Source organism: Acinetobacter sp. Li1LvA2, from assembly GCF_056156705.1.
Window position 1 is genome coordinate 428,003 of the sequence record NZ_JBSICF010000001.1, and the last position, 20,319, is coordinate 448,321.

The window sequence follows — 20,319 nt, forward strand, 5'->3', positions numbered from 1 at the left end:
AAGTATTACCAAATAGTCAAAATAAAACTAAGCTCAGAAATGGGTCTAGACCGAGGAGGAATACTATAAGGAATATGCTTGATAAATTAGATTTTGATTTTAAATAAATTTTTGGTGGATTGATCAACTCACTAAATTAAGGAATTGTTCGATAATCGGTAAAAATACCTTTAAATCGAACAAAAGATCAAAGAATCACTAGAATGGGAGTTTAAAATTATAAAAAATAAATGGAGAGGAATTCTAAGAAAGTACTCAGGATTGAGTGATATCTAAAGATTCATTCTATTTCCTGTTCAATACATCTGAAAATTTCTATTTTTTTCTGCTAACTGACGGAATATCTATGACATATACTAAGGAAGAAAAAAGCAGCAGAATACGAGGGATTGTAGGCGCAGCTTCAGGTAATTTGGTCGAATGGTTCGACTTTTATATCTATGCAGTATTTGCTGCTTATTTTACTCAGGCTCTGACTGCACCAGACATGGATAGTACGACCAAATCGATTTATGTTTGGGGTGTATTTGCAGCAAGCTTTTTTATGCGCCCTATTGGTAGCTGGATATTTGGGCGTATTGCAGACCGACACGGTCGAAAAAAATCAATGATTGTCTCAATTTGCTTAATGGCTTTAAGCTCTTTTCTATTTGCAGCCCTACCCACTTATGAACAAATTGGCTTATTTGCCCCTTTCCTTTTACTAGTCGTACGCTTACTTCAAGGTCTATCGGTAGGTGGTGAATATGGTGCTGTAGCAACATATATGAGTGAATTAGGCTTAAAGGGTCAACGTGGTTTTTATTCCTCTTTCCAATATGTCACCCTTTCTGGTGGCCAGTTACTTGCCAGCCTACTTGGCGTAATCTTATTAACGTTTTTAAGTGAACAACAATTACTTGATGGCGGTTGGCGTATTCCATTTGTTATTGGTGGTATTGCTGCCATTCTATCTTTACTGGCACGGAGTCGTTTAGAAGAGACCCTTTCTCATCAAGATAGTGAACGCAAAGAATCTGGTAGCTTAAGAGAACTCTTTAAAAAGCATTGGAAAACCTTTTTATTGGTGGTCGGATACACTTCGGCTGGTTCATTAACGTTTTATGTAGAAACTGTTTATTCAAAAACCTATTTAACCAACTTAGGTATGGATGGGAAAACCGTTGGTTATATCATGACCTTTGCCCTATTTGTCTATATGTGTGCTCAACCTGTATTTGGTTCAATTTCAGACCGTATTGGGCGACGTTCTTCAATGCTGGCATTTAGCTTATTATCTGCGATTTTTATCTATCCAGTAATGGCAATTGGAATGCCTAATTATATAGATTCTCCCATCATTATTACCTTGCTACTCATTTTTATGATGATGATTTTGAGTTTCTATACATCTATTAGTGGCTTAGTAAAAGCTGAGATGTTTCCACCTCACGTACGTGCACTCGGGGTAGGATTTTCATATGCGGTAGGTAATGCCATTTTTGGTGGTTCTGCACCTTCGGTTGCTTTGCAATTCAAAGCTGCCGGAATCGAAAACACCTTCTTTATTTATGTCATTGTTATGCTCATTATCTGTTTCTTGTGTAGCCTTGCGCTTCCGAAAAAACCAGATTATTTAGAACATGATCATTAAAAAGTAAAAGATAGATATTCTTCTAGAGATTTTTTAGAAGAATATCTTTTTAAAATAATAAGAAAGTCATTTTTGTTCTGTATTCTATAACTGCATAGTACATCTAACTTATTTAATTGACTAAAAGTTACTAGTTTTTGATGTTCTTGGTCCTTATGAATCAATTTTTTGATGGGATAAAAATGGAAAACGAAAAATCCCCTTCACCTGAAAATATTATTCAAGTCAGCTTTTGGCAAGCCTTCTTATTTTGGCTCAAACTTGGTTTTATTAGTTTTGGTGGGCCAGCTGGACAAATCGCTGTCATGCATCAAGAACTCGTTGAACAAAAGCGCTGGATATCTGAAAAAAGATTTTTGCATGCCCTCAACTACTGCATGTTGTTACCCGGTCCTGAAGCACAGCAATTAGCAACCTACATTGGTTGGCTTATGCACAGAACTGCTGGAGGATTAGTTGCAGGTATTCTATTTGTATTGCCCTCCTTATTTATTTTAATTGGGCTGTCTTGGGTTTACATAAAATTTGGAGATGTTCCTGTGATTGCAGGCATTTTCTACGGGATTAAGCCTGCCGTTACCGCAATTGTATTTCATGCAACCTACCGAATAGGTAGCCGTTCGCTTAAAAATAAATTTTTATGGTTCGTCGCAATTGCGGCGTTTCTTGCCATTTTTGTCTTAAAGCTTCCTTTCCCTCTTATTGTGCTATCAGCTGGTATTGCTGGCTATTTAGGCAGTAAAAGGTACCCAGAACTATTTTCCTCAGTCGCTGGGCATAAAGCCAGTCAAAAGGATTATGGTCCGGCATTTATTGATGATGATACCCCGACACCAGAGCATGCTAAATTCCATTGGTTGCGGTTAGCTAAACTTATTTTTGTGGCAATAATTTTATGGTTATTACCAATTTTAGCTTTAGGCGCATATTTTGGATGGCATCATTCTTATACTCAAATGGCATGGTTTTTTACTAAAGCTGCATTACTCACTTTTGGTGGGGCTTACGCGGTTTTACCTTATGTCTATCAAGGGGCTGTGAATCATTTTGGTTGGCTTTCACCTACGCAAATGATTGATGGTTTAGCGTTAGGTGAAACTACACCTGGTCCACTGATTATGGTGGTTGCCTTTGTAGGTTTTTTAGGAGGTGTTAATCATTCATTACTTGGGCCCGAGCATCTATTTTTTGCTGGAGCACTCGGCGCTGTCATTGTGACTTGGTTTACCTTTCTCTTTTCATTTGTATTTATTTTTGCAGGTGGCCCTTTTATTGAATCTACTCATAATGAAATAAAGTTTACGGCACCACTCACTGCGATTACCGCGGCTGTGGTCGGTGTCATTTTAAATTTAGCATTATTTTTTAGTTATCACGTGCTATGGCCACACGGTTTTTCCGGTCACTTTGATGTTATCTCGGCGATCATTACTGTGGCTGCATTTATTGCCTTATTCCGCTTTAACATTAATGTACTCTATGTCATTTTTGCATCAGCACTAATTGGTTTAGGTATTTATCTTTTATAAAAATGAGTCATGGGTCTTTTAACGTAATTGTGAAGGACTCATGCCATAAAACTGTTTAAAGCGATGGCTTAAATGACTCGCTGAACTAAACCCACAAACTAGGGCAACATCTTGTAAAGAAAGCTGAGATGACTGAATTAAACCTTTTGCCTTAGTTAAGCGTCTTTGCATGACATATTGGTGAGGTGCCATATTCATGGACTGTTTAAACATATGGGCAAAATGATATTCACTTAAATTCACAACATTTGCCAAATCAGACAGAGTGAGTGCTTGGTCTAGATGCCCTTCAATCCAGTCTTGAATATATTTTAGTTTATGAGGAGCAAGGCCTCCTTTAATGACAGGCTGCTGCCACTTAACGTTGCTATATCTCCGAATTAAATGATTGAGCAATAAGCTGGCAGTGGTACTCATTTGTAAATGGTTTGCTGAATCATTCCAGTCACAATCTAGTAGGAAAAATTGATATAGCGCACGAATCTTTTCGTCATCATTAAAAACAACTTCATTCAGTTCAATTTGATTCGGTTCTTTGTCCCATATTTTTTCAGCAACATCACGCAAATGTTGATCGGTATAATACAAGTGAACGAATTTAAGCCCACCTCGAATATCCCAGGTCGATTCCTGATGTTCAGGCAATAAGCAAAAACGACCCGGCCCACCGCCATTTTTCCAGCCCGCAGGGGTTTTTTGATAGCTTTCATAGCCATCTTGAATATAAAGACTTAAAGTGTGGTGATCGCTACAGACGCTTACACGATCTTGCTGATTAGACCAAAATGCAAGTTGCATATTTTCATCAAGCACCACCGTTTCGTGAAGCTTGGCTTTAGATTGCTGTAGCTGTTCTAAAGTTTGATAGGCCATGCAAAATTAAAATGAATCTCATTGAGCTTAAGTTAACCATATTCAGCAAAATTGAGCTAGTTTAGTTCTATAAAAAACGCAAGATCTTGCATGTAGAACACAAGAATATATACGTGAAAAATTATGCATTCCTAGATACTTAAGCTTGGTAATCGAGGATGAACTTATGAATATTTTACTCTATGTTGCGGTGGTGTTGATTTGGGGAACAACATGGATTGGAATTGCCGTTCAGAGCCATTATGCAACACCTGTCGTCGCAATTTTATGGCGTTTTGCTATTTCAGCCTTATTACTTTGGGTTGTTTTACTATTTTCTGGAAAATTACAGCGAATTGCTTTAAAAGATCATTTGTTTTGTATGCTACAAGGCCTTTGTGTTTTCGGCCTAAACTTTATTTGTTTTTATACCGCCGTTAAATATGTAAATAGCGGTTTAGAGTCCGTTATTTTTTCGATGGCTGTTTTCTTTAATGCCATTAATGCGCTTATATTTTTTAAGCAAAAACCTTCACCAAACTTTGGTCCAGCTGCACTTTTAGGTCTAGGTGGTATTGTTCTACTCTTTTGGCATGATCTCATAAATAGCCAATTTAATGCTCAGTTATTATTAGGTATTGGGCTATGTGCTGTAGGCACTTACGGTTTTTCTTTAGGAAATATGATCAGTGTTAGACATCAAAAACGTGGTCTAAATATCTTTTCAACAAACTGTTATGCCATGACTTATGGGTCGTTAGTGATGTTAAGTTTAGCTTTATTTACTGGCCAAGATTTAATGCCGCCGATGAATTTTCCATTTTTAAGTTCGGTACTTTACTTGGCTGTATTTGGTACGGTTATTGGGTTTTCTGCTTATTTTTCTTTGGTTGGGCGAATTGGTGCAGCCAAAGCAGCCTATAGCACATTACTTTTCCCTTTAGTGGCTCTAACTGTTTCTACCTTCTTTGAAGGATATCAGTGGACCTTAAATGCTGTAATTGGAATTTTATTAATCTTACTTGGTAACTACCTAATGTTTAGTAAGTTTGAAATTGGAAAAAAGTTATTTAATAGTCAAAAAAATTGTGAGAAGCAGGCATAAAAGCCTGCTTTTTTATAAATCGTAATTAATTTTAGCAGCTCATTTTTAGCATTAACTCAAAATCTTTTAAAGCAGCGGCTGCTGTAGCTAAGGGTGCAGATGCTCCTCCACTTACAACAAGCTCACCCATTTCTTGAGTTAACACCCGAATGCATTTATTAGAACCTTGTAGATGAGCAAAAGGATGAGGTGTTGGAACTAGCCTTAACTCAACACCTGTTTGAACTTGCTGATTTTTATTATGAATAAAACCCACCAAACGAGGAATTAGATTTTCTTTTTTCCAATCACGAATATGATCGGCAGTCACATGACTGATTCCTTGTCTTGGAATATCTTGAATTTTTACATCAGCTCCCAAAACAGTATTTGCCAATATCGTAATTTTGGCAGTAGTATCCCATCCATCTACATCGAAAGAACTGTCAGGTTCCGCAATGCCTTTTGCTTGAGCTTTTCCAAGAGATTCAGCAAATGCGCATTCATGTTGCAACATATCATTTAAAATAAAATTTGTGGTGCCCGTAAAAACACCTTCTATCTCTAAAATCTGACAACCTGCTAAGTTATATTCAAACAAATCAACAGTCGGTAAAGCTGCAGCCGTCGCTCCACTAAAAAATAATTTTTTATTGTGCTGATGTGCCAAGTTAATTAATTTTTTACCATCTACGACTAGAGCACCTTTAGATACTGCAATCGCATTCATGTTATGTGTTAAAGCATAGTTTAAATAAAATAGGCCTTTTCCACCGGTAACATAATCACTTGGGCCAGTTTCAATAATGACATCGGCTTGAACCTGTTCTAAAAACTGCTGTTCAGTTAAGCCTACTTGGTATTTTGACTTATCTAGCCACTCAGCAGCGTGTAAACCTTCTTGATCAATTAAACCTGAAGATGAGTTACAGGCACCCACTAAACGGGCATCAATTTGATATTTTTGTTGATAGTATGCCGATCGATTTAAAAGAAGCTCTGCAATTTGTTGCCCAATCCGTCCAAAACCACAAATTGCCACGTTAACTCGCTTCATTTCGCTTTCTCAAAAATTTAAATGGTTTAAATCAATTTTCCCAAGATAACTTTAACATCTCATCTTTAGAAAATTGCTAACTATAGAGATAGTTAAAATACTATATTACTTAGATACTTGTTAGATTAACTATCTTAATGACCATATAAATTGCGACAGCAAAAACCATTAAAGCAAAGACTTTTTGCACAATTGCAGACGGAATAAAACGAATAGCTCGGCGTCCTAACAACATACCGAATGCACATGCAAGTGCGAACGCACTGGTAATACCTACTGGATAATGAAAACCCTCTGCAATATGCATCAAAATGCTTATCCCACTAATGAGAAAAATAATCATAAGTGAGGTTGCAACAATGCTATGCATATCCAAATTTGTGACTTTTCTAAGCGCTGGCACAATTACAAAGCCGCCACCAACCCCTAGCATGCCTGTTAAAAGCCCAGCAATAATTCCGATACTAGCAAGAACGCTTCCCGTTTTAAAATTCCAGATAAAGCGTCCCGTACTTGGGTTAACCTGACACGGCGGATTATGAAAGTCTGATACTCGGTTACTAATAAGTCGATAACCTACTGTAAACATGACCAAGCTAAACATTAACATGAGCCAAACAGGCGAAATCGCGTTGGCTATTAAAATTCCGATATGTGCCATAGGGGCACCAATTAAGGCAATCCAAATAGCAGCACGATAACGAACTATCTTTTTAAATAAGCCTTCAATTGTTCCAATGAGTGTAGATAGCGCAACAGCGAGCAAACCAATCGGTGCAGCTTGAGCCACGCTCCAGCCTTGACTAGTCATTAGCGCAGGTACAGCAAGAATGCCACCACCTGCACCAGTCAAACCGAGTAAAAAGCCAATCACGATGCCTTCAACGACAAGTAATAACATATCAAAAGCCTAAAATTGCATATACATCATTTGCAGTAGACTGCTGGTTAATGAGTGAATAAATCTGCGAAGCTTTAGTCGCTTCTCAGGATAAAGCGTTGCTTTGTTTATCCTCTTCCGCTCAAGCACAGCTTTCGCCTTGCGCTCGGGTAAAGATTATTAATCTTTACTTATCCTCGCTCAGGTTTGACCATCCATTCGCGGCCTTTGAGCATGCCTTGCCAGTAAATCGGAGGTAAAATCTGCTCTTTAAGCAGCCATGCCAAACGAGATGGTTTTTGCCCATCAATTACCCATTTTGGAAAACTTGGAAGAAGCTTACCGCCGTAACCAAACTCAGCCAGAACAATTTTTCCACGTTCTACAGTAAGTGGACATGAGCCGTATCCATTGTATTCACAGAAGTTCTGCTCACCTTTGAGCTGCGTTATCACATTCACAGCGACGATCGGAGCTTGTGCGCGTGCAGCAGCAGCCGTTTTGGTATTAGGCGCATTCATCACGTCGCCTAAAGCGAAAATATTGGCATGCTGTGTGTGTTGTAAGGTTTGAGGATTCACACTCACCCAGCCGGCTTCATCAGTGAGTGTACTAGCACGAATAAAGTCTGGGGCCTGTTGCGGTGGAACAACATGCAACATATCAAAATCAGTTTCGACCAATGCTGCATTTTCATCGTTCACTACCTTAAACCATGCTTTTTTTGCAGGTCCATCTACTTTGACAAGTTGATGGTTAAAGTACAGTTCAGAGCCATATTTTTCGACATATTGCATTAGTGCAGGTACATATTCCTTCACACCAAATAAAACACCGCCGGTGTTATAAAAATGGATAGAGATATCTTTGAGTTTGCCTTGCTTTAACCAATAGTCGGCTGAAAGGTACATCGCTTTTTGAGGAGCACCGGCACATTTAATCGGCATAGGCGGTTGGGTAAAAATTGCCTTACCACCGTTTAGCTGTTGCACAAGTTCCCATGTATACGGTGCTAAATCATAACGATAGTTAGACGTCACCCCATTTTTACCTAAGGTTTCGGCTAAACCATCAATTCCATGCCAGTTGAGTTTTAAACCAGGACAGACGACCAAAGCTTTATATTGAATCGGCTGACATCCTTCCAAAATAACATGATTGTGCTCAGGGTCGAATCCAGCAACGGCTGCTTTCATCCATTTAACTTTTGAAGGAATCACGCTTGCCATAGAGCGTGCAGTTACTTGTGGTTTAAAAATACCAGCCCCTACCATGGTCCAGCCGGGTTGATAATAATGAGTATCGGCTGGATCAATAATGACAATATCTAAATGAGGTTCACGAGACAGTAAGCTCGATGCTACAGAAATTCCAGCTGCCCCAGCACCAACAATCACAACGCTATAACAAGGAATTGTGGCTGGTTCATGATCACGTTTTAAAATACGTGGAACCAGGCCTTTTAAGTTAAAACCAAGTTTGTTACCTGTTTCCACTAACAAAGTCACATCTTTTGAGTCTACTTCGGTCAAAGCCCATAAACTGATTGCACGCATACCAGAACGGCAATACGCTAAAACAGGTTTTTGGGCATTCTGATAAAGCTGTTTAAATTCGGCAACTTGCTCATCGGTAATTTTGCCACTGCTAACAGGCTGATAAATTACCTTTAGGCCATGTCGCAGAGCTGCTTCTTCAATTTCAATTATATTGGGTTGATCTGCACCTTCTCCATCTGGACGATTACATATCAGAGTTTTTATGCCCTGATCTACAATTTTCGCAATATCGTCGGCAGTAATCTGGCCAGCAACATAAAATTCTTGATTAACTCGTTTAAGTTTCATATTGCCACCTTATGATTGTGAAGTTGAACCACAGGCCTGATTGGCAGGTAGTGCTTTATCGATCTGCTTTGGATATGGCAGATTTAAATTATTCATCAATTGAATAAAATCTTCTCGTGAACGATTCTGGCCTAAACGTGAGTTATTTAAACGTTCATAACCAATGGTTGAAGACAAACGACTTTTATAGTCATGTCCTGGATATACAATAGTATCGTCAGGCAGACTGAAAAGTTGTTTATGAATACTGTCATAAAGTGTGCCTGCATTACCTTGCTGGAAGTCAGTTCGACCGCAGCCATCAATTAACAATGCATCGCCGGTAAAAACCATGTCTTCAACCAAATAACTCGTACAAGCATTGGTATGACCTGGTGTATAACGCGCTTCAATACTGAGATTGCCAACTTTAAGCATGCAACCATCTGTAATTAAAATATCTCCGCAACTTACATCTGAGTTTCTATGTAAAACCGATTTGCAATGGAAACGTTCACGAAGCAAATTCGCGGCAGTAATATGGTCTGCATGAACATGTGTATCTAAGGTATAGATGAGCGTAAATTGATGCTGCTCCAATTCTTTTGCATAAATCTCTATATCTGATGCAACTGGGTCAATTAAAACAGCCTCTCGTGTTTCTTCACACCCAAGCATATATGTATAAGTCGAACTTTCCTGCTCAAAAAACTGCTTAAAGAACATGATTTATACCCCAATAATTTATTTCTTTCCTATATTTTGCAAATAAGATGCCAATTATTTAAAATTAAATAATAAACATAAAAATCAGTTGTTTAATTAAGAAATTAAAATTGAGATGAGAATATAAACTTTGCTTGATGTTTCTATGCAACTCAAGTATGTTTCAATGAAACGATATTGAAACATATGAAATGGCAAAGCTAAATTTTAAGTCAGAACAAGATTTTTTTATTTTATTTGAGCAATTAAAAGCTTTATTCCCAAATGCGAGTCTGTTTTTAGCAGACACAACGACTCAAGCAATTCACTATAAATTTAATACAGATGACATTTCTGTTGAGAGCATGGCAGCGCTTACTCAAGATCATCACAATCAATATCTCGAAATCAATACTCCTAAAATGAGAAAGCGATTTATCTATCAGGAAAATGATATTTACATCGCAGAGCATCGCATTATCGGGAAATTACATGTTCTACAGCCCGTTAGCATAGAGAATGACCTCGCTGAAACAGAGCTAACAGACCAATTGCAAGACTTGGCTAAAGTTTTCAATAGTTGCTCACCAGAAATGGCCCGTATGTTTTCAATTATTCAAAGGGTGGCAATTACTGAGTTTCCTGTGCTCGTCCGCGGCGAATCTGGTAGCGGTAAAGAACTTGTGGCAAAAGCAATTCATGATTATAGCCAACGTAAAAATAAGATTTTTGTAGCGATTAACTGTGCAGCTTTAAATTCTAATATTTTAGAAAGTGAACTCTTTGGGCATGTGAAAGGTGCTTTTACTGGAGCAATTCGTGACCATAAAGGTGTGTTTGAACGTGCCGCTGGTGGAACGCTGTTTTTAGATGAAATTGCCGAGATTCCTTTAGAGCTTCAAGCTAAATTATTACGGGTTTTAGAAACAGGTGAATTTACTCCTGTCGGTGGTGAAAAACCGATTCAAGCCAATGTCCGAATTATTACAGCAACACATAAAGCTTTACGCGAAGAAGCTAAGGCTGGACGTTTCCGTCACGATCTACTCTATCGTTTACGCGTAATTCCAATTTTTATACCACCGCTCAGAGAGCGAAAAGTCGATATACCTCTCATTGTCGATCAGATTTTAAAAGAAAGCTCCACTCAACTCGACACAATGCCACGTCATGTCAATCAAAAAGCCATGCAAGTGTTATTGAACTATGACTGGCCGGGAAATGTTCGTGAGCTTAAAAACACTCTGCTTTATGCCTTAACCATGGCAAATGGTAAGGATGAAATTGAAGTTGAAGACTTACCAAATGAGCTCTTAAATGCTGAAGATTACGTTAAATTGCCTGAGACAAATACAGAACTTACCCCCGAAAATGTGCAAGCTGCTTTAGAAAAATATAACCATAACTTGAATATGGTTGCGAATATTTTTGGAATTAGCCGTACTACCCTTTGGCGATACAGACAAAAGCATAAGCTTTAGCTAGGTATTTAGCTCATCTAAGGCGTATCATACTGCACTTGGTTAGGTCCGTTAGTTCAAAGGCTTTCTATGATTGTTCGCGATAAAAGCAGCGTTTTTAAACTCTTATTTGCATGGAAAGGAACTGTTCTACCCAAGGTTTTGCCAGCACTAAGTTTTGTTGTACTTATTTCAGCATGTGTGGTCTGGCTCTCTTATTATCATTGGATTCAAATTCCTACCGTACCCGCGATTGGATTTACTATTTTTGGCGTGATTCTTTCGATTTGTACGGGTTTTCGAAATAATGCCTGTTATGATCGATGGTGGGAAGGTCGCAAACTTTGGGGAGCTTTAATTGCCAATGCCAGACATATTGTTAGAGACAGCCACGTTCTCACCAATGAACAACGTGAACATTTAATTCATCAGGTCTTAATTTTTAGCAATTTATTACGTGATCGACTGCGCCAACAAACTGCTGAACCAACCAAATTTCTTGAACATGCGTATTTAAATAACTCTTCACTCGATTATTTAAATGAGCATATTAATGCACCACAATTTGTACTCGAAAATATTCAAAAAGATTTAGTCAAAGCTCTAAAAGACGGCGAAATTAGTGACATTATCTATAGCACTCTGACACGCCATATTGTTGAGCTAGGCAATATTCAAGCGGGTTGTGACCGTATTGCCGGTACACCTTTACCCTACTCATATTCAGTACTTTTACATCGTGCTGTTTACTGTTTTTGTTTCATATTACCTTTTAGCCTTGAAGCAGCTTTAGGTATTTGGACACCGCTTATTGTGGGTTTAATTGCTTATATGTTTTTAGGCTTAGATGCCTTAAGCGCTCAAATTGAAGAACCTTTCGGTTTGCAAGAAAATGATTTACCGCTCGATTCAATTGTGCGTTTGATTGAGCGAGAGTCTCTAAGCTCTTTAGGACAGCCATTACCGCCTATTATTGAAGCCCAAGACAACAATTTACTTTAATAAAAAAAGAGCGAATCATCGCTCTTTTTTATAGGTTTAAGTATCTATTTAGGGCTGTACGATAATCTTAACTGCTGACTCATTATTATGAATTAAGGTTTCAAAACCTTGTGAAATCAAATCATCAAGTTGAATACGCTGGGTAATAAAAGGTTCAAGATTTATTTTTCCTTCTTCGACCAGTTTAATTGTTTCTTGATGGTCATTTACGTAGGCAATTGTGCCTCGTACATCAAGCTCTTTCATCACCACACTATGCACATTAATTGATGCTGGGTGGCTCCAAATCGAAACAATAACAATAACGCCTGTTGGTTTGACTGCTGCAACCAAAGTATCTAACACTTTGTTAACACTACTACATTCAAACGCGACATCGACGCCATCACCATTGGTAATTTTCATGACCTCAGAAACAACATCAACTTCTGACGGGTCTAAAATATAATCTGCGACTCCCGACTCTTTAGCTTTTTCTTTACGTTTTGTACTCAGCTCGGTAATGATGACCTTAAGACCTTTCGCTTTTAAAATTGCTGAAAGCAGCAAACCAATTGGGCCCGCACCACCAACCAGAGCAATATCTCCAGCTTTTGCACCACTACGCACATAGGCATGATGACCCACTGATAACGGCTCAATTAAGGCTGCTTGATCCAGTGGAATTTTATTGGAAATTGGATGCACCCAACGGCGTTTAACCGCAATTTTTTCCGATAAACCACCACCACGCCCACCTAAACCAATAAAGTTCATATTTTTGGAAAGATGATAATTGTCACCTGGTCCAGTCGGCACATCATCGGCCACAATATAAGGCTCTACTACGACATGTTGACCAATTTCAATATCATCAACGCCTTCACCTACAGCATAGACGACACCTGAAAACTCATGTCCCATGGTGATCGGCGCAGATTCGCCTGAAATAGGATGCGGATGTCCACACGGTGGAATAAAAATCGGTCCTTCCATAAACTCATGTAAATCTGTACCACAAATTCCACACCAAGCCACCTGAATACCGACAGTGCCGGCAGTGACTTCTGGTTCAGGGATATCTTCAATACGAATATCGCCTCTGTCATAAAAACGCGCTGCTTTCATTATTATCTACCTCAAATCAGGATGTTGTTTTAGCGATAGACTATTCCGCCGTCCGTTAAAATGGATTGACCCGTAATATAGTCTGAATCTTCACTTGCCAGAAAAGCAACTAATGCAGCTACATCATCTGGTGTTTGGGCTCTACCTAAAGCAATGCCTTCCACATATTTTTTATAAGTTTCACCGATTGCGGCACCCGTAATTTCAGCAAAACGTTTATCGATTTCAACCCACATATCTGTTCCGACAATTCCGGGACAATATCCATTTACGGTAATACCTTGACTAGCATATTCTTTTGCAGCAGCTTGGGTAAGTGCTCGTACTGCAAATTTGGTTGCCGAGTAAATACCGAGTAAAGCAAACCCATCATGCCCAGCAATTGAACAGGCATTAATAATTTTACCTTTATGTTGGCGTTGCTTAAATTTTGCAGCAGCAGCCTGTATGCCCCACAGTACTCCACCAATATTGATATCAACAATTTTTTGAAATTCATCAGGTGTGATATCCGCAATCGCTTGAACTTGTGCAATTCCAGCATTATTAATCATGACATCAAATCCACCAAGGGCCTGCTCAGCATGATTTATAGCAGCGTACACTTGCTCGCAGTCACTGACATCAGCAATAAATGTGCTCGCATTTACACCTAAAGCCTGAATTTCCTGCTTCACATCATTCAATCGATCTTGTTTCATATCGACTAATGCAATATGTGCCCCTTCTTGCGCCAAGCGCAGGGCAATCCCACGGCCAATGCCTTGAGCTGCCCCTGTGACTAAAGCGACTTTATTTTTTAATCCCTTAACCATGTTCAACTCCTGTAAATGCAGAATTTCTACATATGAATCGCTCGTTGCATTGAAGCCAAAATAGACTCATGCATGGCTTCTGATAATGTTGGATGCGGGAAAATCACTTGAGCTAAGCTTTCATCAGTTGCTTCTAGATATTTAGCAATTGCAAAGCCTTGAATGTGCTCAGTCACTTCATGGCCTACCATATGTGCACCAAGTAGTTCGCCCGTCTCTGCATGTATCACCGTTTTAACGAAACCTGACGCATCTCCAATTGCCAAAGCTTTACCATTTGCAGTTAAAGAAAACTTGCCGATTCGTATAGGTAGGTTCTGAGCTTTTGCTGCATTTTCTGTTAAACCAATACTCGCCACTTGTGGATGCGTGAAAATACAACCGGGTATCTGGCTACGATCCAGTGAATGGACGTTTGCCACACCAGCAATTTTCTCAACACATATCATGGCTTCATGGCTTGCTTTATGGGCAAGACACGGTGCTCCAGCAACATCTCCAATGGCATAAAGCCCTGCTACGTTGGTTTTACAATAGTCATTAATTGCCACAAAACCTTGCGGATTGAGTTCCACACCTAAATGTTCTAGTCCTAGCCCTGTGGTATTAGGCTGTACACCAATTGCCGAAAGGACACGGTCAAAAACAAGCGTTTCAACATCATTTGCCGTTTCGATTACACAGTGGACTTGATCATTTTCAATTTGAATGCTTTGAACAACAGCATCGGTTAAGACTTTCATACCCTTTTGTTCAAATTGTTTTCTGACAAATTGGGCAACTTCTGCATCTTCAGTTGGTAAAATCTGCTTGGCTAAATCAATAAGCGTGACCTGACAACCCAAGTCTTGATAAAGGCTAGCAAACTCGCTACCAATTGCACCCGAACCCACAACAAGTAAGCTTTTTGGTAACTGCTCTGGCACAAGCGCTTCTTTATAGCTCCAGACATATGTTCCATCGACAGGAAGCTGAGGAATATGTCGAGCTTTAGCTCCAGTTGCCAAAATAATATGGGGTGCACTCAAAGCCTGACTTTTACCTTGAGCATCGGTCACTTCAATTTTTTCTTTAGCCATAAGCTGAGCACGACCATTAAACACAGTCACCTGATTCTTTTTAAGCAAGTAATCAATGCCTTGTACTAACTGAGCTGATACTTGGCGGCTATGTTGCACAAGCTTTTGAATATCAAAATCGAGTTGGGATACCTGAAACCCGAACTGTCCGGCATGTTTAAACTGAGTTGCAAGCTCTGCCCCTGCAAGCAAAGCTTTAGTTGGAATACAGCCCCAGTTTAGGCAAATTCCGCCTAAATGTTGTTCTTCTACAATTGCGGTTTTTAACCCGAGCTGGGCTGCACGAATTGCAGCCACATACCCACCCGGTCCCGCGCCAATCACAATTAAATCAAATTGAGCTTCTGACATGGGGGTTCTCCTACACCAAAATTAAAGCAGGGTTTTCAACAAACTGCTTAAAGCTGGCCAAGAATTTCGCCCCAACTGCACCATCAATGACTCGGTGATCGCATGACAAAGTCGCTGTGACAATCTCACGAACCACTACATTGCCATTTTCAACAACAGCGCGAGATTCAGAAGCACCTAATGCCATAATTGCACCTTGCGGTGGGTTAATAATGGCATCAAACTGTTTAATGCCTAACATTCCTAAATTTGAAATGCTAAAACTGCCGCCTTGAAACTCATCAGGTTGTAATTTGCCAGTCTTGGCACGCGTTGCCAAATCACGCATGTCATCAGAAATTTGTGCCAACGATTTTTGATTTGCAGCTTTCACAATGGGTGTAATTAAACCGTTTGGAATCGCTACAGCCACTGAAATATCTGCTTGAGAGAACTGTAAAATTGATTGAGTCGCCTCATCAAATTGAACATTCACCTCAGGTACTTTAATGAGTGCCGCTGCAGCTGCCTTAATTAACATGTCATTAATAGAAAGCTTCACCTGTGGCACAGTTTCATTAATTTGCTTACGTAGTTTTTGCATAGCTTCTACGTTTAGATCGACTACTAGGCGGAAATGCGGTGCATTACGTTTTGCAGCCTGTAACCGTGAAGCAATCGCTTTACGCATACCATTCATCGCCACAGTTGTAACGGTCGACTGTGGCTGAGCAACAGCACATTGAGCAGATTGTTCATTTACCGACGTTGGGTTGTTACGATAATAAACTGCTTCAACATCTTCTTTACAAACTCGGCCACGAGTACCTGAAACACGGCAGTCATTTAAGTTAATGCCCCATTGTTTTGCTAAACGACGTGCTACAGGCGTCGCTGAAACTCGGCTATCGTCGGCAGTAGATTTAACTACTTTAGCTTGAGTTTGCTGTTTAATATCAGGCCACTGACCTCCAGCAGCCTGCACAGCTTTCTGGATGTCTTGAACACTAATACGTCCTTCACGGCCAGAACCTGTGACTTTAGCTAAGTTCACATTATGCTTTTCAGCAAGTTTTAACGCATGCGGTGTTGTAAACAACTCATCAGATGTTTGATAACCTTGTAATGACTCGGGTACAGCGTAGTCACCTTTAGCAGCCTTTACTGGAACTGGAGCACTTGCAGCTATAGACTGTGGTTGTTCTGCTTTTTCAGCAACAGGTGCAGATGTTTCTGCTTTACTCTGTTCCGAAGATGCTTCAGGGGCTTTAGCTGCTGAACTACCTAGTGATGCAATAAATGTTTCAATTTCTGCATCAGAAACTTCACTTTCAGCACATACCGCAATAAGCCCACCGACCGGTAAAGTCTCACCATCTTTTGCTAAAATTTTACGGAGCGTTCCTGCAAAAGGCGCTTCTAATACATTGACGATTTTTGTGGTTTCAATTTCACAAATTTCATCGCCTTTATTAAAGCTATCGCCTTCTTTAATCAACCATTGGGCAATCGTGCCTTCTTCCATGGATAATCCCCATTTCGGGATCTCCAGCGTTTTAATTTCGCTCATCCTAAGCCTCCAATGTTTTTCGTACAGCTTGCTCAATACGCTCTACACTTGGAATCCATTCTTTTTCTAAAACTGGAGAGAATGGAACAGGCGTATGTGGTGGCGTTACGAGTTCAACAGGTGCTTTCAAATAGTGGAAACCTTTTTGTGCAACGAGTGCAGCAACATCATGCCCAAAGCCACAGCGTGCCGCTGACTCGTCCACAATAACCACACGTCCAGTCGATGCAACAGACTCTAAAATTCCTTCTTCATCCAGAGGTGAAATTGTACGAGGGTCTACCACTTCAACTGAAATGCCATCTTTTGCCAATTTATCCGCTACTTCATTGGCACGGTGTACCATCAACCCTAAAGCAATAATGGTCACATCTGTCCCTTCACGGGTGTAATTTGCTACGCCAAAAGGAATGGTATAGGCATCATCTGGAACTTCACCTTTAATGTCATAAAGCATTTTATGCTCACAGAACACCACAGGGTCGTCATCTCGAATAGCCTGAATTAATAGCCCTTTCACATCATATGGGCTAGATGGAACTACAACTTTTAAACCCGGAACCGCAGCAAATACGTTGTATGGTGACTGAGAATGCTGAGCTGCAGCAGAAAAACCTGCACCAATCATGCCACGTACAACCATTGGCGCTTTTGCTTTTCCGCCGAACATATAACGGAACTTAGCGGCTTGGTTATAAAGCATGTCATGACACACGCCATAGAAATCCATAAACATTAAGTCAGCAACAGGACGTAAACCTGTAGCCGCAGCACCAGCGGCCATACCAATAATCGCTGATTCGGTAATTGGGGTATCAATCACACGTTCTGAACCAAATTCTGTCCATAAGCCTTTGGTTACACCAAGTACTCCACCGAAGCCTTCAAGCTCGTTATCTTCGGTATTCTTACCACCATGTCCACCACGAACATCTTCACCAACTACAAAAACCGTTGGGTCACGGCGCATTTCTGATTCAATGGCTTCTTTAATCGCATTACGAAAACTTTTATTTGGCATCTTTACTATTCCTTTAGTAAGAGACATAGACGTCGGTAAGGAGTTGTTCTGGTTGTGGGTATGCCGCAGCACGAGCTTTAGCAACAGCATCATCAACATTTGCCTTAGATACTGCATCAATCTCGTCTAGTTTGGTTTCATCAATTTTGCCTTTGACTTTCTCGCGGAAAATTTTCAAAGGATCTTTATTTTCTTTGATGAACTCGACCTCTTCTTTAGAGCGAATTAAGCCCGGGTCACCTTCAAAGTGGCCATAAAAGCGGTTCGTAATGGTTTCAATCACACTTGGACCTTCACCACGGCGTGCACGATCAATAGCAGCTTGGGCCGCTTCATAAACTGCAAAGAAATCGGTACCATCAACTTTAACTGCTGGTAAACCAAAACCAGCTGCACGACCAGCAATATCCTTACTTCCTACCGCGTAATCATGGCCCGTTCCTTCACCAAAACCGTTATTTTCGAAAACAAAAATTACTGGAAGTTTAAGAACAACAGCCATGTTCATTGCTTCAAAGGTCAGGCCTTGGTTTGAACCGCCATCACCTGTAAAAGACAGTCCAACGCCACCAGTTTTTAAGGTTTTTGCTGTCAACGCTGCACCAATTGCTAAAGGAGGCCCGCCGCCCACAATTCCGTTGGCACCGAGCATACCTTTATCCAAATCGGCAATATGCATAGAACCGCCTTTTCCACGGCACAGTCCGTCATCTTTACCGAAAATTTCCAGCATCATGGCGTGAATGTCACAACCTTTTGCAATACAGTGCCCATGTCCACGATGGGTTGAAGTGATATAGTCTTTGTCGGTTAGATTTTCACAAATCCCGACTGCTACAGCTTCTTCTCCACTGTATAAGTGAATAAAACCTGGAATATCACCATTGGTATTTTCTTCGTGAAGTCGATCCTCAAATTCACGAATATCACGCATGCGTTTATATGCTGCGAGTAATTGCTCTTCCGTTAATTGCATATCCTTTTCCTTTATTATCTTGATTTTAAAAGTTCAACCAAGTTTCAAGCGAAAATCTAATTCGCTATAAATACTTAAATCTAAAATCAAGAATTAATCTATTAGACTAAAAAGTTTTTATTTAAAATAAAATTAATTAATTTTTTAATTTCAAAAACTTAACCCATAAAAATAATTTAAAAAAATTTTTATAATTTTCATTGAGTTAAAAAACAAACCTTTAACCAACCTTTCTTATTTTATAATACTCGCCACACCCTGTGTATTTAATTAATTGCGACTTATTAATATGATTTAAATAAGTTGTTAAATTAAAAAAACAGGAGTTTAAATAATTTTTAAACAAAATGGAATTATTAATATGGATTTTAAAAGACAAGCAGAAACTGGTATTAAATTAAGAGGAGCAGATAAAGTCGCTCGCATTCCTATTAAAATTTTACCTACAGAAGAGTTACTCACTAAACCGGATTGGATTAGAGCAAAAATAACCGATTTTGAAGAAATCAAACGGATAAAAAATTTGCTGCGCCAACAAAAGTTGCATAGCGTTTGCGAAGAAGCAGCCTGTCCAAACTTACCCGAATGTTTTGGTGGCGGTACGGCTACATTTATGATTATGGGAGACATCTGTACTCGTCGCTGCCCTTTTTGTGATGTTGCTCATGGTCGCCCAAAACCTTTAGATGAAGATGAACCTAAACATTTGGCAGAAACGGTCGCAAACCTAAACTTAAAATATGTCGTGATTACCTCTGTTGACCGCGACGATCTACACGATGGCGGCGCTGCACATTTTGTAAAGTGCATTGAAGAAATCCGAAAACGTTGCCCAGAAACTTTGATTGAGATTTTGGTACCAGATTTTCGCGGTCGTTTAGAGACAGCGCTTACAACTTTGAGTTTATCTCCACCAGATGTGTTTAATCATAATATTGAGACAGTTCCTCGTTTATATAAAGCGATGCGTCCGGGCTCAGACTATCAACACTCACTAGAGCTACTAAAACGCTTTAAAGCATATTGTCCCGATATCAAAACCAAGTCTGGTTTAATGGTTGGGTTAGGAGAAATTGAGGCAGAAGTACTTGCTCTACTTAATGACTTAAAAGATTATCAAGTAGATCTTGTCACGATTGGTCAATATCTTCAGCCTTCAAAATCACATGCACCTATTCATCGGTTTGTAAATTTACAAGAATTTGAACGATATACTCGACATGGTAAACGATTAGGTTTTAAAAATATTTGGAGTGCACCGATGGTTCGTTCTAGCTATTTTGCTGATCGACAATATTTTGGAGAAGCAGTACCAAAACCTTTCAACCGACAAGATGTCTTATCGTAAGGATTAGACAATTAACAAAACTTATCCAATAGGATAATGGTCAAG

The 20,319-nt window shown here is 39.6% G+C and carries 17 protein-coding genes; 6 read left to right on the forward strand and 11 right to left on the reverse strand.

Annotation, left to right across the window (positions count from 1 at the left end; all coding sequences use genetic code 11):
* Nucleotides 1-346: 346 nt before the first annotated feature.
* Together ACS604_RS01920 and chrA are read left to right on the forward strand one after the other, a co-directional pair.
* A complete protein-coding gene (locus ACS604_RS01920; protein ID WP_474769718.1) occupies nucleotides 347-1,633 on the forward strand; it encodes an MFS transporter in 1,287 nt (428 codons plus the stop codon).
* A gap of 182 nt (nucleotides 1,634-1,815) precedes the next feature.
* Nucleotides 1,816-3,162 carry a chromate efflux transporter gene (gene chrA, locus ACS604_RS01925; protein ID WP_474769720.1) on the forward strand — a complete coding sequence of 449 codons (1,347 nt, stop codon included), beginning with the start codon at nucleotides 1,816-1,818 and terminating at the stop codon, nucleotides 3,160-3,162.
* Between the two features lie 18 nt (nucleotides 3,163-3,180).
* Here chrA and ACS604_RS01930 read toward each other — a convergent pair whose 3' ends face one another.
* Entirely contained in the window at nucleotides 3,181-4,035 is an 855-nt protein-coding gene (locus ACS604_RS01930) for a helix-turn-helix domain-containing protein (RefSeq protein WP_474769722.1), read from the reverse strand.
* Between the two features lie 166 nt (nucleotides 4,036-4,201).
* Between ACS604_RS01930 and ACS604_RS01935 the strand changes: the two genes are divergently transcribed.
* Nucleotides 4,202-5,119, forward strand: a complete 918-nt coding sequence (locus tag ACS604_RS01935; RefSeq protein ID WP_174729700.1) for a DMT family transporter — start codon at nucleotides 4,202-4,204, stop codon at nucleotides 5,117-5,119.
* A 31-nt stretch (nucleotides 5,120-5,150) separates the two neighbouring features.
* Here the strand turns inward: ACS604_RS01935 and ACS604_RS01940 are convergent, their stop codons facing one another.
* The 4 genes from ACS604_RS01940 to ACS604_RS01955 form a co-directional block, all read right to left on the reverse strand.
* Complete coding sequence (locus ACS604_RS01940) at nucleotides 5,151-6,155, reverse strand: homoserine dehydrogenase (protein WP_474769723.1); 1,005 nt, start codon at nucleotides 6,153-6,155, stop codon at nucleotides 5,151-5,153.
* A gap of 109 nt (nucleotides 6,156-6,264) precedes the next feature.
* Complete coding sequence (locus ACS604_RS01945; RefSeq protein ID WP_474769725.1) at nucleotides 6,265-7,056, reverse strand: sulfite exporter TauE/SafE family protein; 792 nt, start codon at nucleotides 7,054-7,056, stop codon at nucleotides 6,265-6,267.
* Between the two features lie 170 nt (nucleotides 7,057-7,226).
* Nucleotides 7,227-8,882 carry a bifunctional protein tyrosine phosphatase family protein/NAD(P)/FAD-dependent oxidoreductase gene (locus ACS604_RS01950; RefSeq protein ID WP_474769727.1) on the reverse strand — a complete coding sequence of 552 codons (1,656 nt, stop codon included), beginning with the start codon at nucleotides 8,880-8,882 and terminating at the stop codon, nucleotides 7,227-7,229.
* A 9-nt stretch (nucleotides 8,883-8,891) separates the two neighbouring features.
* Complete coding sequence (locus ACS604_RS01955; protein WP_474769729.1) at nucleotides 8,892-9,587, reverse strand: MBL fold metallo-hydrolase; 696 nt, start codon at nucleotides 9,585-9,587, stop codon at nucleotides 8,892-8,894.
* A 191-nt stretch (nucleotides 9,588-9,778) separates the two neighbouring features.
* On the opposite strand from ACS604_RS01955, the gene ACS604_RS01960 reads away from it, so the two are divergent.
* Nucleotides 9,779-11,047, forward strand: a complete 1,269-nt coding sequence (locus tag ACS604_RS01960; protein ID WP_474769731.1) for a sigma-54 interaction domain-containing protein — start codon at nucleotides 9,779-9,781, stop codon at nucleotides 11,045-11,047.
* A gap of 69 nt (nucleotides 11,048-11,116) precedes the next feature.
* The gene (locus tag ACS604_RS01965; protein ID WP_004792511.1) at nucleotides 11,117-12,028 is read left to right on the forward strand and encodes a bestrophin family protein; all 912 of its coding nucleotides are present in this window, start codon (nucleotides 11,117-11,119) and stop codon (nucleotides 12,026-12,028) included.
* A 48-nt stretch (nucleotides 12,029-12,076) separates the two neighbouring features.
* Here the strand turns inward: ACS604_RS01965 and ACS604_RS01970 are convergent, their stop codons facing one another.
* The 6 genes from ACS604_RS01970 to ACS604_RS01995 are packed head-to-tail and all read right to left on the reverse strand — an operon-like array spanning nucleotide 12,077 to nucleotide 18,926.
* Nucleotides 12,077-13,135, reverse strand: coding sequence for a 2,3-butanediol dehydrogenase (locus ACS604_RS01970; RefSeq protein ID WP_174740607.1), 1,059 nt, complete (start codon nucleotides 13,133-13,135; stop codon nucleotides 12,077-12,079).
* A gap of 29 nt (nucleotides 13,136-13,164) precedes the next feature.
* Nucleotides 13,165-13,950, reverse strand: a complete 786-nt coding sequence (locus ACS604_RS01975) for an acetoin reductase (protein WP_474769733.1) — start codon at nucleotides 13,948-13,950, stop codon at nucleotides 13,165-13,167.
* 26 nt (nucleotides 13,951-13,976) lie between these two features.
* On the reverse strand, nucleotides 13,977-15,380 hold the full coding sequence (gene lpdA, locus ACS604_RS01980; RefSeq protein WP_474769735.1) for a dihydrolipoyl dehydrogenase: 1,404 nt from the start codon (nucleotides 15,378-15,380) through the stop codon (nucleotides 13,977-13,979).
* Nucleotides 15,381-15,390: 10 nt separating this feature from the next.
* A complete protein-coding gene (locus tag ACS604_RS01985) occupies nucleotides 15,391-16,929 on the reverse strand; it encodes a 2-oxo acid dehydrogenase subunit E2 (RefSeq protein ID WP_474769737.1) in 1,539 nt (512 codons plus the stop codon).
* 1 nt (nucleotide 16,930) lies between these two features.
* Nucleotides 16,931-17,950, reverse strand: coding sequence for an alpha-ketoacid dehydrogenase subunit beta (locus ACS604_RS01990; protein ID WP_005304999.1), 1,020 nt, complete (start codon nucleotides 17,948-17,950; stop codon nucleotides 16,931-16,933).
* Nucleotides 17,951-17,963: 13 nt separating this feature from the next.
* Complete coding sequence (locus ACS604_RS01995) at nucleotides 17,964-18,926, reverse strand: thiamine pyrophosphate-dependent dehydrogenase E1 component subunit alpha (protein WP_353153618.1); 963 nt, start codon at nucleotides 18,924-18,926, stop codon at nucleotides 17,964-17,966.
* A gap of 361 nt (nucleotides 18,927-19,287) precedes the next feature.
* Between ACS604_RS01995 and lipA the strand changes: the two genes are divergently transcribed.
* Nucleotides 19,288-20,274 (forward strand): lipoyl synthase, encoded by a 987-nt coding sequence (gene lipA / locus ACS604_RS02000; RefSeq protein ID WP_474769738.1) that lies wholly within the window; start codon nucleotides 19,288-19,290, stop codon nucleotides 20,272-20,274.
* Nucleotides 20,275-20,319 lie beyond the last annotated feature (45 nt).

Excerpts from the sequence above, each read along its gene's own strand:
- ACS604_RS01920 (WP_474769718.1), top strand. The coding sequence starts at position 347 with ATGACATATACTAAGGAAGAAAAAAGCAGCAGAATACGAGGGATTGTA.
- chrA (WP_474769720.1), top strand. The coding sequence starts at position 1,816 with ATGGAAAACGAAAAATCCCCTTCACCTGAAAATATTATTCAAGTCAGC.
- ACS604_RS01930 (WP_474769722.1), bottom strand. The coding sequence starts at position 4,035 with ATGGCCTATCAAACTTTAGAACAGCTACAGCAATCTAAAGCCAAGCTT.
- ACS604_RS01935 (WP_174729700.1), top strand. The coding sequence starts at position 4,202 with ATGAATATTTTACTCTATGTTGCGGTGGTGTTGATTTGGGGAACAACA.
- ACS604_RS01940 (WP_474769723.1), bottom strand. The coding sequence starts at position 6,155 with ATGAAGCGAGTTAACGTGGCAATTTGTGGTTTTGGACGGATTGGGCAA.
- ACS604_RS01945 (WP_474769725.1), bottom strand. The coding sequence starts at position 7,056 with ATGTTATTACTTGTCGTTGAAGGCATCGTGATTGGCTTTTTACTCGGT.
- ACS604_RS01950 (WP_474769727.1), bottom strand. The coding sequence starts at position 8,882 with ATGAAACTTAAACGAGTTAATCAAGAATTTTATGTTGCTGGCCAGATT.
- ACS604_RS01955 (WP_474769729.1), bottom strand. The coding sequence starts at position 9,587 with ATGTTCTTTAAGCAGTTTTTTGAGCAGGAAAGTTCGACTTATACATAT.
- ACS604_RS01960 (WP_474769731.1), top strand. The coding sequence starts at position 9,779 with ATGGCAAAGCTAAATTTTAAGTCAGAACAAGATTTTTTTATTTTATTT.
- ACS604_RS01965 (WP_004792511.1), top strand. The coding sequence starts at position 11,117 with ATGATTGTTCGCGATAAAAGCAGCGTTTTTAAACTCTTATTTGCATGG.
- ACS604_RS01970 (WP_174740607.1), bottom strand. The coding sequence starts at position 13,135 with ATGAAAGCAGCGCGTTTTTATGACAGAGGCGATATTCGTATTGAAGAT.
- ACS604_RS01975 (WP_474769733.1), bottom strand. The coding sequence starts at position 13,950 with ATGGTTAAGGGATTAAAAAATAAAGTCGCTTTAGTCACAGGGGCAGCT.
- lpdA (WP_474769735.1), bottom strand. The coding sequence starts at position 15,380 with ATGTCAGAAGCTCAATTTGATTTAATTGTGATTGGCGCGGGACCGGGT.
- ACS604_RS01985 (WP_474769737.1), bottom strand. The coding sequence starts at position 16,929 with ATGAGCGAAATTAAAACGCTGGAGATCCCGAAATGGGGATTATCCATG.
- ACS604_RS01990 (WP_005304999.1), bottom strand. The coding sequence starts at position 17,950 with ATGCCAAATAAAAGTTTTCGTAATGCGATTAAAGAAGCCATTGAATCA.
- ACS604_RS01995 (WP_353153618.1), bottom strand. The coding sequence starts at position 18,926 with ATGCAATTAACGGAAGAGCAATTACTCGCAGCATATAAACGCATGCGT.
- lipA (WP_474769738.1), top strand. The coding sequence starts at position 19,288 with ATGGATTTTAAAAGACAAGCAGAAACTGGTATTAAATTAAGAGGAGCA.